Source organism: Polynucleobacter arcticus (genome assembly GCF_013307205.1).
GTDB lineage: Bacteria > Pseudomonadota > Gammaproteobacteria > Burkholderiales > Burkholderiaceae > Polynucleobacter > Polynucleobacter arcticus.
Window position 1 is genome coordinate 2073978 of the sequence record NZ_CP028940.1, and the last position, 16470, is coordinate 2090447.

The 16470-nt window shown below is 47.0% G+C and carries 13 protein-coding genes and 1 pseudogene; 2 read left to right on the forward strand and 12 right to left on the reverse strand.

The window, feature by feature from the left end; all coding sequences use genetic code 11:
* The 5 genes from DN92_RS10540 to def are packed head-to-tail and all read right to left on the reverse strand — an operon-like array spanning nucleotide 1 to nucleotide 5718.
* On the reverse strand, nucleotides 1–2310 hold the full coding sequence (locus DN92_RS10540) for an ATP-binding protein (protein WP_173961191.1): 2310 nt from the start codon (nucleotides 2308–2310) through the stop codon (nucleotides 1–3).
* Entirely contained in the window at nucleotides 2307–2888 is a 582-nt protein-coding gene (locus DN92_RS10545; protein ID WP_173961192.1) for a DUF4390 domain-containing protein, read from the reverse strand. Before DN92_RS10545 ends, DN92_RS10540 begins: the two co-directional genes overlap by 4 nt.
* Entirely contained in the window at nucleotides 2885–4198 is a 1314-nt protein-coding gene (gene rsmB / locus DN92_RS10550; RefSeq protein WP_173961193.1) for a 16S rRNA (cytosine(967)-C(5))-methyltransferase RsmB, read from the reverse strand. Before rsmB ends, DN92_RS10545 begins: the two co-directional genes overlap by 4 nt.
* A 1-nt stretch (nucleotide 4199) precedes the next feature.
* A complete protein-coding gene (gene fmt / locus DN92_RS10555; protein ID WP_173961194.1) occupies nucleotides 4200–5195 on the reverse strand; it encodes a methionyl-tRNA formyltransferase in 996 nt (331 codons plus the stop codon).
* Between the two features lie 7 nt (nucleotides 5196–5202).
* Entirely contained in the window at nucleotides 5203–5718 is a 516-nt protein-coding gene (gene def / locus DN92_RS10560) for a peptide deformylase (RefSeq protein WP_217426118.1), read from the reverse strand.
* Between the two features lie 71 nt (nucleotides 5719–5789).
* Between def and dprA the strand changes: the two genes are divergently transcribed.
* Together dprA and DN92_RS10570 are read left to right on the forward strand one after the other, a co-directional pair.
* Nucleotides 5790–6488, forward strand: coding sequence for a DNA-processing protein DprA (dprA, locus tag DN92_RS10565; RefSeq protein ID WP_173961196.1), 699 nt, complete (start codon nucleotides 5790–5792; stop codon nucleotides 6486–6488).
* Between the two features lie 195 nt (nucleotides 6489–6683).
* A complete protein-coding gene (locus tag DN92_RS10570; RefSeq protein WP_173961197.1) occupies nucleotides 6684–9362 on the forward strand; it encodes a DNA topoisomerase III in 2679 nt (892 codons plus the stop codon).
* Nucleotides 9363–9421: 59 nt separating this feature from the next.
* Here DN92_RS10570 and mnmC1 read toward each other — a convergent pair.
* From mnmC1 to rpmH, 7 genes and pseudogenes are all read right to left on the reverse strand, one after another.
* Nucleotides 9422–10423: pseudogene (mnmC1, locus tag DN92_RS10670) on the reverse strand (FAD-dependent 5-carboxymethylaminomethyl-2-thiouridine(34) oxidoreductase MnmC1); the annotation flags it as partial.
* Nucleotides 10424–10470: 47 nt separating this feature from the next.
* Nucleotides 10471–12318 (reverse strand): phosphoenolpyruvate carboxykinase (GTP), encoded by a 1848-nt coding sequence (locus tag DN92_RS10575; protein WP_173961198.1) that lies wholly within the window; start codon nucleotides 12316–12318, stop codon nucleotides 10471–10473.
* Between the two features lie 91 nt (nucleotides 12319–12409).
* On the reverse strand, nucleotides 12410–13789 hold the full coding sequence (gene mnmE, locus DN92_RS10580) for a tRNA uridine-5-carboxymethylaminomethyl(34) synthesis GTPase MnmE (protein WP_173961199.1): 1380 nt from the start codon (nucleotides 13787–13789) through the stop codon (nucleotides 12410–12412).
* A 37-nt stretch (nucleotides 13790–13826) separates the two neighbouring features.
* Nucleotides 13827–15500, reverse strand: a complete 1674-nt coding sequence (gene yidC, locus DN92_RS10585; protein ID WP_173961200.1) for a membrane protein insertase YidC — start codon at nucleotides 15498–15500, stop codon at nucleotides 13827–13829.
* Between the two features lie 10 nt (nucleotides 15501–15510).
* Nucleotides 15511–15678 carry a membrane protein insertion efficiency factor YidD gene (yidD, locus tag DN92_RS10590; protein WP_254598394.1) on the reverse strand — a complete coding sequence of 56 codons (168 nt, stop codon included), beginning with the start codon at nucleotides 15676–15678 and terminating at the stop codon, nucleotides 15511–15513.
* A gap of 73 nt (nucleotides 15679–15751) precedes the next feature.
* A complete protein-coding gene (locus tag DN92_RS10595) occupies nucleotides 15752–16000 on the reverse strand; it encodes a ribonuclease P protein component (protein ID WP_254598300.1) in 249 nt (82 codons plus the stop codon).
* Nucleotides 16001–16077: 77 nt separating this feature from the next.
* A complete protein-coding gene (rpmH, locus tag DN92_RS10600; protein ID WP_011903922.1) occupies nucleotides 16078–16212 on the reverse strand; it encodes a 50S ribosomal protein L34 in 135 nt (44 codons plus the stop codon).
* Nucleotides 16213–16470: the final 258 nt, after the last annotated feature.

Sequence of the window (16470 nt, forward strand, 5' to 3'; positions counted from 1 at the left end):
TTATGCTGCCTCTTTTGCCAGATTCATAAACAAAATTGATACTTTTGCACCGATCACTTCATCGCCACGCAGGCGATTGCGGACCTCAATTTTTGCCCCGTGATCATCTACGATTTTCTTCACCACTGCCAAACCTAATCCAGTGCCTTTAGTCTTTGTTGTGACATAAGGTTCAAATGCTCTTGCCAGTATCTTAGCTGGAAACCCCGAACCACTATCACTTATTATTAAACGCACTGCATTTTGTACGGTGCCGCCAAATTCACCATAGGATACTAATTCTGTTTTTACCTCAACCGGTTCAGCTTGGTGCGGCCCCTCAAGTGTGGCATCTTGAGCATTCTGTAAAAGATTATGAATAATCTGTCTGAGTTGAGTAGGGTCGCCCATAATGTTTGGGCACTGTGGATCTAACTGGGTTTTTAAAGGGCTGCCCTCGTATAAACCCAAGATCTCTTGTGTCAAAGCATTGATAGAAACAGATTTCAGTTGCGGACTGGGTGTTTTTGCAAAATCCCTAAAATCATTGACCATTTCCTTCATGGCCTGGACTTGTCCAATGATCGTTTCCGTGCTGCGATTGATCATCTCTTCTTGCTCGGGGCTCAATTTACCGGCTAACTTATGTTGCAACCTCTCAGCAGAGAGCTGTATGGGTGTTAGTGGGTTCTTAATCTCATGCGCCAGACGTCTAGCGACCTCACTCCAGGCAATAGAGCGCTGCGCACTCACCACATCGGTAATGTCGTCAAACACCACCATGCGCAAATCAGAGGTCAGCTCAGTACCCCGGACAAATAAGGTAACTCCGGGCTCATTCTCGTACTCGTTGCTGCTGTGGAGCTGAATCTGCTTTTGCCACACTGGTGCGGGCTGATTAATACCCGCATCAGGTTGACCACCCTCCGCCCCAACTGCAAGCTTCATCGTTGCAAAGCCCTCTTTAATGGCTTGTTCAAACTCAACCAGACTAGGGCTATCGCTTAAAGGGCGGCCATCTATTTGCGTTAGGTCCTGCCCAAAGATGCGGTCAGCACCCGCATTACTAGAAACCATATTAAATCTCTTGTCGAAGATGCAAACGCCAGCAGTCAAGTTACCCAATACGGTTTCTAAAAATGATTTAGATTCTTGCAGGGAGGTTCTCGTATCCGCAAGTTGACGTGTCATTACATTAAATTGGCGAGTCAGCATTCCGAGCTCATCACCAGTATCTAACTCTGGCTTGGGTGACAGGTCTCCCTGAGCGACTGCCTGTGTTCCCCTTAAAAGCATCAGCAAAGGCCTGGCCAGCTGACGCCCAAGTATTAAAGCTAAAGTCACAGCAACAAATAGTGCAAAGAACAAAGTTAATGTCAGCGTACCCACAAACATCTTACGTAAACCCGTGCGTCCTAAGGATTTCTCTTGATAGTCACTATAAGCCGACTCCACCGCAAAAATATTCTTTGTCAGAGGGCTTGGGATAAACCGAACTAGCTGCAAAAAAAACTTATCATCCACATCTCTGCCCGAATCTAATTTGCTTTGAATAGATTTCTTTCGCACAATCGGCACAATTGCCCTGACTCGATAGGTGCGCTGCCCTCCTTCTAGCTCAATTTGATCGACAAAGGTGGATCCTTTATTTTTAAATGCTTCTGCAATAACGTCTGCACTTGGGGCGGGCAGGTATTTTTTAGCTCTTGGCTCGCTAGTAAAGATCATATTGCGCTGCATATTAAACAAGCTGAGCTCTTGAATGCCAAATTGACTGCGGATTTTCATGGCCATTACGCCAACCTGATCTGAGCTGGTACCTGGCGGAACCTGCACAATCTGCTCAGCAATATAGTTTCCCTCAGCCAGAATTTCTTCTTGGGCCACACGCAAGGTAACGCGACCCAACTCGAGACCAGACTCTAACGCCGACTCTACTTTGACATCGAACCAGGTTTCAATACTTCGAGAGACGAACTGCAAGGAGACGCCATACAGAATCAATCCTGGTACAACGCCGACTAAAGCAAAGATCATTGCCAGCTTTGCAATCAAGCGCGTACCAAAACGGCCCTTATGCCAACGAATTGCAATCACGATCACCAAGGTCAAAATGACTAAAGTTAAACAAACTCCAATGACTACATTGGCTGCGTAGAGCCAAATGAAATAGTTGTCAAAAAATTCAGTATTAGAAGATGCGATGGAGAGCAGTACAAGCAACACCAGTGCAAAAGTACCAATGATCCCCATTGCTATTGGAAGGGCGCGCCTTTTCCAAATGTTTTTTTCAAACGCATTGGACCCAATGAAATCCCAAGATATCTTCATCGTTTAATCAGGTTGGTCCCACTTGGTGAAAAGGGAAACCGCAACCAATCGCTAGCGACATTCCAGTCACGATTATTTAAAGCGTTTACTTGAAATGGCTTGGGTAGCTTGCTTAAATCCAGAGTCATTCTTAAGGCTGCAGTGTAGGATTTGCTGGGGTCAATTTGATTGTTATCAATCACCTTCCAGCCACCGATACTGCCAACTGCCTGCAAAGCCTCAAACATCGTTTTAGCGGAGAAAGTGAAACCTTCTGAGGCGATACGATATTGCTGAGTCATTGGTTGATAAGAAAGGCGGGTTTGTCTTTGGGCAAGAGCAGGCCTTTCATCAAACCAATACCATCGCGAGCGAGTCAAATCAAACTCAGTCTGAAAATATAAAACAACCCCTTTTTGAACTGCATCCTCAAGGCCCGGGGTCAGGGCAATCTCAAACGTAGCATTTAATAGCCAGTCGTTATCCACCCGCTCTAACTCAGCAGTTTTAATCTTGATTCCCTCTGCATTTGCTGTCATTGAGATTAGGCCCAACGCCAACAAACCACAGAGCATGAATTGTTTAATGCTTTGGCTCATGGCCCATTTTTCTTAAACAAAGCGTAGTAAAAACCATCGTTCAGCTCGTCAGGCAAAATTTGCCCGGGGGCGCTCAATCGTAACGCATCCGCATGCTTTGTAGCAAACCAAACCGCCTGATCTTCGCCCTCTTCAGGAAACACGGAACAAGTCACATATAACAAGGTTCCTCCTGACTTAAGCATCTTCCAAGACTGCTCCAAAATTGCACGCTGTCTCGTCTGTAAAGATTGAATATCTGCTTCGCGCCGCAAAAATGGAATATCAGGATGCCTTGAAACAATTCCGGAAGCTGAGCAAGGCGCATCTAATAAAATTTTGTCAAACAACTTGCCATCCCACCAAGCGCCCTTAGAGGCGTCCCCGCGCACTACCCGAACAGCATCAGACTGGAGGCGCAAACGATCCAAGTTGCCGCCAATTTTTCCAAGTCGTTCGCCATCAAGCTCTAAAGCAATCATGTCGCACTGGGCAAGCTCTAATACGTGGGCTGTTTTTCCGCCGGGAGCTGCACAAGCATCCAATACGCGCTCACCTGGCTTGGGATCAAGCAAGACCGCAGCAAGCTGCGCGCCAGCATCTTGAACAGAAACTGCGCCACTATAAAATCCTGGCAAATCCGCTACCGGCACTGGCTCGCGTAATAGCAAAGCGGAATCTAGTGCAGTGCCAGCAACCGAATGAATCGGTTCCGCTGTAATTCCTGCCTGTTGCAGCAAGTCTTGATATTCCTGGCGTGTGTGCTGTTGAGCATTCACTCGCAAAATAAGGGGTGCGCGTTGGGCCTGCTGAATCAACATCGCCTGCCAAGCCTTTGAATAATTGCGCTTTAAGTTAGCTCGCCACCAAGGCGGGAAAAACATGGGAACAGGGTCCGGAGGATAGGGCTTTTCGTTTTCGGCCTGAATCGCGAGACTGACCTTGCGAAGCACAGCATTCATCAAGCCTTTGGCATACATCGTTGGCTCATATTCGCTACAGGCTTTCACGGCCTGATCAACAATCGTATGTACTGCATAGCCCTTACCCTCTGCACCATTGTGCAGAAACAAGGCAATGGCGACACTCAACAAGTGCTCCACTTCTGGTGGTGGTGTCTTCGGAATCAATTCCTTAATGAGCTCATGAGATCGGACCCACTTTCGCAGGGCATCAAAAGTCAAGCTCTGCACAATGGGGCGCTCATGCGCATCTAACTGATCCAACACCTCTGTGAGAGATCTACCGGCCATCACCTCACCAATTGCTTGCGCTGAAATCGTCATAGCCTCAGATAAAGGAAGGCTGCGCGGTATTTTTTGGTCAGTCAAATTAATCTTTCTTAAACTGCATTATTTTTTCTTGCGTACGATGGGTCTGTAGACAAGCGCTTGCGCTGGTTTTCTTGCCACCCGGTTTTTGCATTTCTAGAATTTCGATTACGCCATCGCCACATTGAACATAAGCGCCATCTGCGCTAAATCCGATAACTTGACCTGGGAAAGCATCATCATGTGTTTGTACCTGGCTGGGCAAGCAAGAGTTCCAAAACTTGAATTGCTCGCCAGCAAGGCTGCTGGTGGATCCAGGGAAAGGATTCAGTGCACGAATGCGTCGATCGACTTCATCGGCACTTAACTGCCAATCAATCTCCGCTTCATTCTTCAGTATTTTTTCCGCATAGGTAATGCCGTCACTTGGCTGCGGAGTTCTTGCGAGGACAACTCCTTGATCCAGGTCACTGAGTGTCTTTACCATCAGCTCGGCCCCTAATGCGGCCAAACGGTCATGCAGAGATGCAGTGGTTTCGTGAGGTGTAATTTTTAGATCGCCCACTAAAACGGTATCGCCAGTATCTAGGCCCGCATCCATTTGCATGATGCTCACGCCCGTAGTGGCATCACCGTTTTCAATTGCGCGCTGTATTGGCGCGGCGCCACGCCACCTTGGTAGCAAAGAAGCATGAATATTAAAGCAGCCATGTCTGCCATTCCGAGAAGCAAGATCCAAAATATCTTGAGGGAGAATTAATCCGTAAGCCACAACCACCATGGCATCAAAATCAATACTGGCTAAAAATTGATAAGCCGCTTGTGCTGCAGATCTTTTTTCTAAATCGGCATGCGTTTGCTTCAAAGTTTCTGGTTGCAACACAGGAATATTGTTCTCCTGTGCAAACATTTTTACAGGGCTAGCTTGTAGGTGCATTCCGCGACCCGCACGACGATCGGGTTGCGTTAATGTTAAAACGATTTCGTGACCGGCCTGATGTAATGCACGCATGGCTTGTGCGGCAAACTCCGGGGTGCCTGCAAAAACAATTTTCATTGGGCGCTTAGCGCTCGCCTACTAATTCTTTAGCGCGCTTCTTCATTTTGAGAGAGATGCGATTGCGCTTCAACATGGAAAGATACTCCACAAATACTTTGCCCTGCAAATGATCCATCTCGTGCTGCAAGCAAACTGCAAGCAGGCCATCAGCTTCTACTTCAAATGCTTTGCCATTAATATCTAGCGCCTTCACTCTTACAACAGCGGGGCGATCAACCTCATCGTAATACTCTGGCACTGAGAGACACCCCTCACGCCACGATTTTTTTTCTGGGCTTGACCAAACCAACTCTGGATTAATGAATACCATCAACTCATTTTGATTGTCCGACACATCAATCACCACAATACGCTCATGAATATCTACCTGAGTTGCAGCTAAGCCCACCCCTGGAGCCTCATACATTGTCTCGGCCATGTCAGCCACAATTTTTTTGATACGTGCATCCACTTGCGCTACAGGTTTAGCAACCTTGTGTAGGCGTGGATCTGGATAGCAAAGGACGGTTAATAAAGCCATAGAGGAATTATCCAACAGAGTAATCAGGCTGTCCCGATAGTTCATTTCAGCCCCATGCTGAAAATGGCTCTATGCCCATCTCTAAAGACACAAATATCACCCAAATTACACGGAATGATCCTGGCTACCCCGCCCGTCTACTGGATTTATACGACCCGCCCCATTCGCTCTATATATATGGCGACATTCGGCTGCTTAACTTGCCCATGATCGCCATTGTTGGTTCTCGCGCTGCCAGCCCCGAAGGAATCAAAAATGCCTACCTTTTTGCGCAAGCCCTATCTCAAGCGGGATACCTAGTGGTCTCTGGGCTAGCCAGAGGTATTGATGGCGCCGCACATTGGGGTGCGCTGGGGCGCATGCAGGACCAGCCGACCTTAGCAGTATGTGGGACCGGGCTTGATATCGTCTATCCACGAGAGCACCTTGGCTTAGCTAAGACTATCGGTCGGCATGGGCTCCTGGTCTCGGAGTTAGCGCCAGGCTTGGGACCAAAGGCCTGGCATTTCCCACGCCGAAACCGCATCATTGCAGCCCTTTCGCTAGGCATTGTGGTAATTGAGGCCGCAGAGCGATCTGGCTCGCTCATCACGGCAAGGCTAGGCTGTGAGCTCGGACGTGAAATTTTCGCCATTCCTGGGTCCATACATCACCCCCTATCCAGAGGATGCCATCAGCTACTTCAGCAAGGGGCTAAACTCATTCAATCCCCGCAAGATATTCTTGATGAGCTGCCAAAGTGGCCAAAAACCGCATTTAAAGCCATTTAAATGGCTATTTTGATAAAAATAGGGGCTTAATCTAGCTCAAATCAGCCCAAAAAAATTAGGTTTTTGGACTTTTAACAATTTATCGGTTAATAATAAAAAAGGGATATCGGGAGAGTTTTGGCGAGATCAGGTTTAAATTAGCCCTCTGTTTTCCCCGTTTAAACATCATTTCAAGCTCAAATTTAGGCAAAACACGTGGCAACTAAAGCATCTACCAAAAAAAGCAGTCCGAAGACTTCGGCGGGGGATCACCCCAAGGCGCTGATCATTGCGGAAAAGCCCTCCGTTGCCAATGACATTGCCAAAGCTTTAGGTGGCTTTACTAAATACGAGGACTATTTCGAAAGCGATGATTTTGTTATCTCCTCTGCAGTTGGTCACCTATTAGAAATTGCCGCCCCTGAAGAGTTTGATGTCAAGCGGGGTAAATGGTCTTTTGCCAACCTACCGGTTGTTCCGCCTTATTTTGATTTGCGCCCCATCGCGAAAACTGAATCGCGTCTGAAGGTGTTGCAAAAACTCATTAAGCGAAAAGATATTCATGAACTGATTAATGCATGTGACGCGGGCCGAGAAGGCGAGCTGATCTTCCGTTTAATTGCGCAACATGCAAAAGCGCCTCAGGCCATTAAGCGCCTCTGGTTGCAATCAATGACGCCTGCGGCGATTCGTGATGGCTTTGCTTCTCTTCGCAGCGATAGCGATATGCAACCTTTGGCCGACGCTGCTCGTTGTCGTTCCGAGGCTGATTGGATGGTAGGCATCAATGGCACGCGCGCCATGACAGCATTTAATAGTAAAAGTGGCGGGTTCTTTCTCACAACAGTGGGTCGAGTACAGACACCAACACTATCGATCGTGGTTGAGCGCGAAGAACTCATTCGCAAATTCATCTCTAAGGATTATTGGGAAGTGAAGGCCGAGTTTATTGCGGCAGCTGGAGTTTATGAAGGTCGCTGGTTTGATCCTAAGTTTAAAAAAGATGTTGCCGCACCAGACGCTCGGGAGAATCGCCTGTGGAGCGAGGCCGCTGCGCAAAGCATCGTCACTGCGTGTCGTGATAAAAAAGCGAGCGTGAAAGAAGAGGCAAAGCCGGCTACCCAACTAGCGCCTCAGCTATTTGATTTAACTAGTCTGCAACGGGAAGCAAATGCACGCTTTGGCTTCTCAGCTAAAAATACCTTAGGCCTCGCCCAAGCCTTGTACGAGCGCCATAAGGTGCTCACCTATCCACGTACGGATGCCAAGGCTTTACCTGAAGATTATTTGGAGACCGTAAAGCAGACCATGGAAAATCTGGCTGAGAACTCACAAGAGTATCGGTCATTTGCCAAGCAAATTTTGCAAGGCGATCCTAAAGATCCAAAAGCTAAAGCAGGTTACGGCTGGATTAAACCAAACAAGCGTATTTTTGATAACTCAAAAATATCGGATCACTTTGCAATCATTCCTACCTTAGAGTCTCCCAAGACACTTAGCGAGCCCGAGCAAAAACTCTATGATTTAGTTGTGCGTCGATTCTTGGCAGTGTTTTATCCTGCAGCCGAGTTTCGCGTTACCACCCGCATCACTGAAGCATCAGGACATCACTTTAAAACCGAGGGTCGTGTATTGGTCACTCCGGGCTGGTTAACGGTATACGGCAGATCCAATCAAGCAGATGATGAGTTGGTAGCGGTACAAGAAGGTGAAACCGTACAAAACGAATCTATTGCCGCTGTTCCATTAAAAACAAAACCACCGGCTCGCTATACCGAAGCAACCTTGCTATCAGCCATGGAGAGTGCGGGTAAATGGGTAGATGACGATGATATGCGTGAAGCCATGGCCGAAAAAGGTTTGGGTACGCCAGCGACTCGGGCAGCCATCATTGAAGGTTTACTAGCAGAGCGGTATATGGTTCGCGAAGCGCGTGAACTTATTCCAACGGCTAAAGCATTCCAATTGATGACGCTTTTGCGTGGCCTCGATGTTGAGGAATTAACCAGGCCTGACCTCACGGGTAGCTGGGAAAACAAGCTCTCACTGATTGAGCGTGGCGAGATGAATCGTGACACCTTCATGCAAGAGATTGCACAGATGACGCAGCGCATCGTCAAGCGTGCAAAAGAATATGACAGCGATACGATTCCAGGCGACTACGCTACGATGTCCACACCTTGTCCACACTGCAAAGGGGCTGTTAAAGAAAACTACCGTCGCTTTGCTTGTGAGAAATGCGGCTTCACGATTAGCAAAACACCGGGTGGACGGGCGTTTGAATACCCAGAGGTAGAGGAGTTACTGCGTGAAAAAACGATTGGGCCATTGCAGGGATTTCGCAGCAAAATAGGCAGGCCATTTGCTGCGATCATTAAGTTAAGTGAAATTCCTGAAGATGATGCAGATTATCCAAACGCAGGCTTTAAGCTCGAGTTTGATTTTGGTAATTCTCAAGAAGACGAGTCGGAAGCAATCGACTTTACTGGCCGCCAAGCTTTGGGGGTCTGTCCAAAATGCTCGGGCGCTGTATACGAAGATGGCATGCGCTACTTGTGTGAGCGAAATACCGGCCCAGAGAAGTCCTGTGATTTCAAAACAGGCAAGGTTGTTTTGCAGCAGGAAATTTCTACTGAGCAAGTCCAAAAACTACTCGGAGAAGGTAAAACGGATTTGTTAACCAACTTCAAATCCAATCGAACTGGTCGCGGATTTAAGGCTTACTTAGCCCTAGGTGCTGACGGTAAGATTGGTTTCGAATTTGAGGCTAAGGCGCCTAAAGAAGGGGCGGCGGCCAAAGCTCCAGCAAAGAAGCGTGCTGGGGCAAGCGCGGCAACTAAGTCTGCTGCAAAACCTAAGCGTGCCAGCAAAGCGAAGTCGTCTTCTAGTACTTGAGCGCTAATCAGCTTGGCCGCTAAAGCCGACCAAAGAGCGCCCCTCGAGCCTAGGGCCGTTGCCAAAAATATTCCTGGGCGTTGAGTCAGCGCACCAATAATTGGCAGACGATCGCCTGCTACGCAGCGTATGCCTACAAAGCTTCCCGCCTTTTGAAGGTGGCTAAGGTCACCCTCTTCATAATTCAACAAGCCCTTTGCTTGCTCGCGATTAAAGTCATCGCTTGCATCCCAATCTTGAAGGTCGGATTCGCCCTCATCAAAACTAGAGCCGACGATCCACTCATAGGCTCCATCTGACAACTTTCTTGCTGGTAAGCAATAGCCATCTTTAGAGATTGCGGTCCTCGGTAATTTTTTTGCCCACCCATTGTGCTCAGAAATGGAAAAAATAGTAAGTTGTCCACGTACCGGCCTTAAGGGGAGTCGCACATCCATACTTGCGGCTAAGCTTTTAGCTTGTAGTGCTGTTGCAATAATGACCTTGTCAGCGGTCATGATGACTTCATTGTGATGATTAAATAGTTTCCAACACGCACCGACTTTTTCTAATCGATTTACTGTGGTGTTCCAGTAGCAAGTTAATCTTGGATGGGGCTTAAGCGCGCTGACTGTTGCTTCAGATAAGTTTAGTGATGCGCCACGCGGGAGCCAAATACCACTTTGTTGAATGCCGCAAATTTGCATTGCCTCATTAGCATCCAGTGCTTGCGCCATATCTTTATCTAGGTCGAGCGACTGCAGATATTTTTCTACTTCACTAGGATTAAATGACGCATCTTTTTTGCTGGGCTGAAAGATGCCATGCTGATTCCAGGACTTACCCCAGCGAGCTTCAGCCATCAAGAATGCAATACGCGTTAAACGCAATAATCGTGGGGCGCCGCGGCCAACATGAGGATGAGCAATTGCATATGCGTGACTAGAACAAGCGGAGGCGGGGATGGGTGCAGAGTCAAGAATGCAAACGGCTTGGCCGCGCTCCAGCAACTCATGCGCAATAGTTGCACCTGCAATGCCTGCCCCAATCACCACGATGTCATGGTGTTGGGGTATGGTCATTAAATAAAGATGTTTTTAGAAAGACTTCTTAAATTTCTAGGGAACGCCTAGGCGTTTAAGCGCTTCTCAATTGTGCTGCGGGCTTCGAGCAGCTCTTTGGGCACACGTTCACCCAAATGCTCAAACAGCTCGGAGTGTAATTTGAGTTCATTCTTCCAATCATCAACAGCGACATTGATGGCTTTCTCGAATTTTTCTACAGAGTAATCAAGGCCATCCCAACTCATATCAGTATGTTCTGGGCAAATACCAAATACGGTCTCCGTACCTTTGGCCGTGCCTTCAGCGCGACCCAAGATCCAAGAAAGAACACGCATGTTTTCACCAAAACCAGGCCATACAAACTTGCCGTTCTCGTCTTTACGGAACCAGTTCACACAGTAGATTTTTGGTAACACTGCGCCTTCAGCGGAAAGCTTGCTACCGATATTCAACCAATGCTGGAAGTAGTCGCTCATGTTGTAACCCGCAAACGCAATCATCGCAAATGGATCGCGACGAACAACGCCGACCTGGCCAGTAATTGCAGCAGTAGTTTCAGAGCCCATTGTGGCTGCCATGTAAACACCCTCAACCCAATCACGCGCCTCACTTACCAATGGCACCGTGTTCGAACGGCGTCCACCAAATAAGAATGCGTCAATCGCCACGCCCTCTGGATTGTCCCAATTAGGATCAACTGCAGGATTATTTGTAGCGGCTACGGTGAAACGTGAATTTGGATGTGCAGCTTTACGGCCAGCGGCGCCATCAGCGGGCGTCCAGTCCTTACCTTGCCAATCAATTAAATGTGCTGGAGGCGTATCAGTCAAACCCTCCCACCAAACATCACCATCATCGGTTAAGCCGACGTTTGTAAAAATAGCATCTTGGTTTAATGAGTCGAGACAATTCGGATTGGTTTGACGATTTGTGCCTGGTGCGACACCGAAGTAACCAGACTCGGGGTTAATGGCAAACAAACGGGTTTTGCCAGTAACTGCGTCTTTACGTGGCTTAATCCATGCAATGTCATCACCAACGGTGGTGACCTTCCAGCCTTCAAATCCTTTTGGAGGAATCATCATGGAGAAGTTTGTTTTTCCGCAGGCTGACGGGAACGCTGCAGCGATATGGTATTTCTTACCCTCAGGTGAAGTTACGCCCAAGATCAACATGTGCTCAGCTAACCAGCCTTGATCGCGCCCCATATTGGAGGCAATGCGCAGGGCAAAACATTTTTTACCCAATAAGGCGTTACCACCGTAACCCGATCCGAAAGACCAAATCTCGCGAGTTTCTGGATAGTGAACGATGTATTTAGTTTTATTGTTCGGCCAGGCCACATCCTTTTCGCCAGCAGCCAATGGCTTGCCAACAGTATGAATACAAGGCACAAATTCGCCAGCAGCACCAAGCTGATCAATCACGGCTTTACCCATTCGCGTCATCAAGCGCATATTGATTGCAACATAAGGGCTATCCGATAACTCAACGCCAATGTGAGCGATTGGGGAGCCGATTGGCCCCATAGAGAAGGGAACAACATACATTGTTCTGCCGCGCATACAACCATCAAACAATGGCTGTAAGGTGGCACGCATTTCGCCTGGCTCTACCCAATTATTAGTTGGGCCAGCATCATCTTTTTTTGCAGAGCATATAAAAGTACGATCTTCGACACGAGCAACATCGTCCGGATCGGACAACGCTAAGAAAGAGTTTTTACGCTTAGCCGGGTTCAGACGCTTGAACACACCTGCGCTTACCAGCAACTCACAAAACTCGTCGTATTCCGCTTCTGAACCATCGCACCAACGAATCTGGTCTGGCTTGGTGAGGGCGGCTACATCTGCAACCCACTGAATGAGTTTTTGGTTTTTTACGTACTCAGGTACGTTATTGTTGATAGTCATGGGATTCCCGTGGAAAGTAATAATTTTTTAATCCAACGATTTTAACATTTCTGACACATTTCTTGGTCTTGCCCATCCAAGAGCAAATTCCTTATTTACCAATACAAAATTGGCTAAATATCTTGCCTAAAAGGTCGTCTGGGAGCAGTTTTCCAGTAATTTGTCCGAGCTGGTCTTGGGCTAAACGGAGCTCTTCTGCAAATAACTCCAGCGATACATTCCCATCTGCCGCGAATTGCTGGGATTTGTCTAGGTGGACAGACGCCCTATCAAGGCAATCCAAATGGCGTCGACGCGCCACAATAGCGCCCTCTTGAGTGCCGCCCCAACCAACGGTTTCCAATATTTTCTGCTTTAGCGCCTCAATACCATCGCCAGTCTTGGCCGAAATAAATAATGCCCGCCCTTTGGTGCTCCTTAGATCAGATGAGCTTAACAAATCGGATTTGTTGTGAACTTCTAAAACCGGGCACTTGGATGGAAGCGACTTCAATATCTGGGCTTTAAGCTCAAGCTCGGGGCCATCTACGCTGTCTATAGTGCTTGAATCTTGCAAAAAAATGACTAGATCAGCGGCCCCAATGGCCTCCCAAGATCTTTCGATGCCCTTTGCCTCAACTAGATCATTGGTATCACGCAATCCGGCAGTATCAATAATGTGCATTGGAACGCCGCCGATAGTGATGCTCTCCTTTACCCGATCTCTGGTAGTTCCGGCTATCGGCGTAACAATAGCCACCTCTTCACCAGCCAAACAGTTCAGGAGAGAGCTTTTTCCAACATTGGGGGCGCCAGCTAAAACAAGTTGAATACCATCCCGCAGAATCTTGCCTTGTTTAGCCCCCTCTCTTAGAGCATGCAATTGATGCATCACCGTTTTAAGGCGTTCGCGGGCCTGTGCATTCTCCAGAAATTCAATCTCCTCCTCGGGAAAATCTAAAGTAGATTCCACCAAAATTCGAAGTTGGGTAATTTCTTCAATTAAGCTATTAATGTCATTTGAAAAGGCGCCCTGCAATGATCGTGCCGCGCCGCGCACTGCAGCTTCACTTTGGGCATCTATTAAGTCTGCGATTGCCTCTGCCTGGGCTAGATCAATTTTATTATTGAGATAGGCGCGCAAAGAAAATTCGCCGGGCTCTGCAATAACCAAGCCTTGGTCTTGCCCCAGCTCTAGGCATCTCCGCATAACCAACTCGAGGAGCTGTGGCCCACCATGGCATTGCAACTCCAACACATCATCACCAGTAAAAGAGGCGGGGGCAGCAAAATAAATCGCTATGAGTTGGTCAATTACTTCGCCATCACCGTCGCGCAAGGTGAGTAGATTTGCTTGCCGTGGAGTTAATGTTTTTTGAAATAAGGCGCTGGTAATCTGCAATAGATTGGGGCCGCTAATGCGAATTACCCCAACACCTGCCTTGCCTGGGGCTGTAGCAACCGCAATGATGGGCAGCTTTCTAGTCAGCATCGCGGATGCCCCCTGTGTTATCTAAGCAGCCAAAGTTTTATTTGGCTGGCCTTTTTTCAAACATTTGATTGATTTGCCATTGTTGAGCTATGGATAACAAGTTATTCACAACCCAATACAAAACTAAGCCTGCGGGGAAAAAGAAGAACATGACAGAAAATACTAGTGGCATGTACATCATGATCTTTGCCTGAACTGGATCAGGTGGCGTAGGGTTGAGTTTAGTTTGCACAAACATAGAGGCGGCCATGATGATCGGCAGAATGTAGTACGGATCTGGTACCGACAAATCTTGGATCCAACCAATCCACGGGGCATTGCGCATCTCTACAGAGGAGAGTAATACCCAGTACAGCGAGATAAACACAGGGATCTGAATGACGACCGGCAAGCAACCACCTAAGGGATTAATTTTCTCCTTACGATACATCTCCATCATTGCTTGATTTAATTTTTGTGGTTCGCCTTTATATTGTTCCCTCATTACCATCAGTCGTGGCTGGACTTCTTTCATACGCGCCATTGATTTATAACTTGCGGCTGAAAGTGGGAAGAACACCAATTTAATCAAAATGGTCAGAAGAATAATTGACCAACCCCAATTGCCCACATAAGCATGAATATTTTCTAATAACCAAAAAATGGGTTTAGCGAGGATAGTGAGATAGCCATAATCTTTCAATAAAGCAAAACCAGGGGCAATTGTTTCAAGAACACTTTCTTCTTGTGGGCCCACAAACAATTTTGCTTTTTCAACCACGGTCGCGCCAGGAGCAACGATGCCCAAAGGTGTTTGTATACCAATGCGATACAGATTGTTATCAATCTTTCCCGCATAAATGTCACGCGCTACTTTGTCGGCAGGAATCCAGGCGCTAGCAAAGTAATGTTGCACCATTGCAATCCATGCGGGATCGCCAGCCGCTACTTGAGTTGGAATAGTAATTTTATTTTTGTCAATCGCCGTAAATTCCAGCTTATTGAATTTTTCTTTTTCTGTATAAGCTGCTGGCCCAGTAAATGTACTCGCAGAGAACGCACCATCAAAGGGTCCAATTTTTTGTTCTTGAGAGCCATCCCGAACAATCTCCGTATACAAAACCAGTGGCGTTGCATTTGCACTGCTTTGTGTCACGCGATGACCCACATCCACAACATAACTGCCTGGGCTGAGAATATAAGTCTTCTCTAGTTTGACGCCGTTACGCTCACTAAGCAAAACAATAAATGGGTTTCCGGAACCATCTTTGCCAGACTGAACCATCTTAAAGCTGCTAGTGTGATTTGGTAAATCTGCATTACCCAAAGCAATTAAACCTGAGCGGGCAAAGTATTTATGGGTTGGCGTGTATTGAAATAGCTCAACTGGTTTTTTTTCTGGGGTGAGTTGTTTTGGTAGCTTCGCATTAATAACATTGCCACCGTTAGCGCTAATTTCTAAGGCCAGAACATCATTTTGCAAAATAAACTTTTCTGATGTTTCGATTGCCCCTGCAATTGGGGTTGAGGCTTGACTTGGCGCTAAAACACCTTGGCTTTGTACGGGGGCTGGAACATCTAACTTGTCCGCTGGCTTGTCGGCTGCAACGACGTTGTTTGTAGGGTTTCCGCCAAACATGGAGGGCTTACCCTCTTGAACCTGCCAGTTGTTGTACAACAAGAGGCCCGACATGGAGAAGACCGTCCAAAGAATTGTTTTTTTAAAGTCCATTTGCATTCACTTAATAATGATGAGATCTTGGTTTTACAGCGGGGTCATGACCGCCCTGTGACCACGGATTACAGCGCAGAATGCGCCATATCATCAGTCCAAAGCTTTTGAAAAATCCATAATGAGCAAAACAATCGCAGGCATATTGAGAGCAGCTTGGCGCAAATTTGCAATGCATCCCGACAAAAGGACTTAGTGTAATTTGATACAACCTTACAACCTTGATCGCAATTTTGTTTAATAAGCGCACGTTAAATTAACCCTGCAATTTGGCTTCGTAGAACTTCTTTTTCTTTTCTTCTGAGCCTGCCTCGGGTTTCTCGACCAATTGGTTTTTTTAGCTTTACCACCACATCGCTGTTCAGGCTTGTAGCTTGAGCAATTCGAACCGTTTCACGGATCATGCGCTTTAATTGGTTGCGATCTACCGCACGCTTAGCTAATTTTTTAGCTACCGCAATTCCTAAATCTGGCGCAGCACCTTGATTTAGAGATGCCAAATACAAACCCCAATACAAACTTGTCTTGGGGCGTGTTTTTAGTAAGTCAGAAATCCTGGCGCTGTTCAACTGCTAAATTAAACAGCTAGACGTTTACGGCCTTTAGCGCGACGTGCATTTAATACTGCGCGCCCACTCTTAGTTTTCATACGAATACGAAATCCGTGTGTACGTTTACGGCGTGTTACTGAGGGTTGGTATGTTCTTTTCATGATTCATCCTGCAAAACCCAGTATTTTCCTTGTTGCAAAGCAAAAGGTCAACCGCTAGAGAAGAATATATAGGTATTTTTCTCTATTTTATGGGTGTAGATTTAATAAACCCTTAATTTAAAAGGATTTATTAAGTTTATTCACAAGTTATCCACAGGTTTTCCACGAATTTCTCGCTTGTGGATAACTTTATGGGATCGCTACAATGGGTCCTCCAAAAATATGAGTAATTTACAGAGCCCCCCCACATTGAATTCA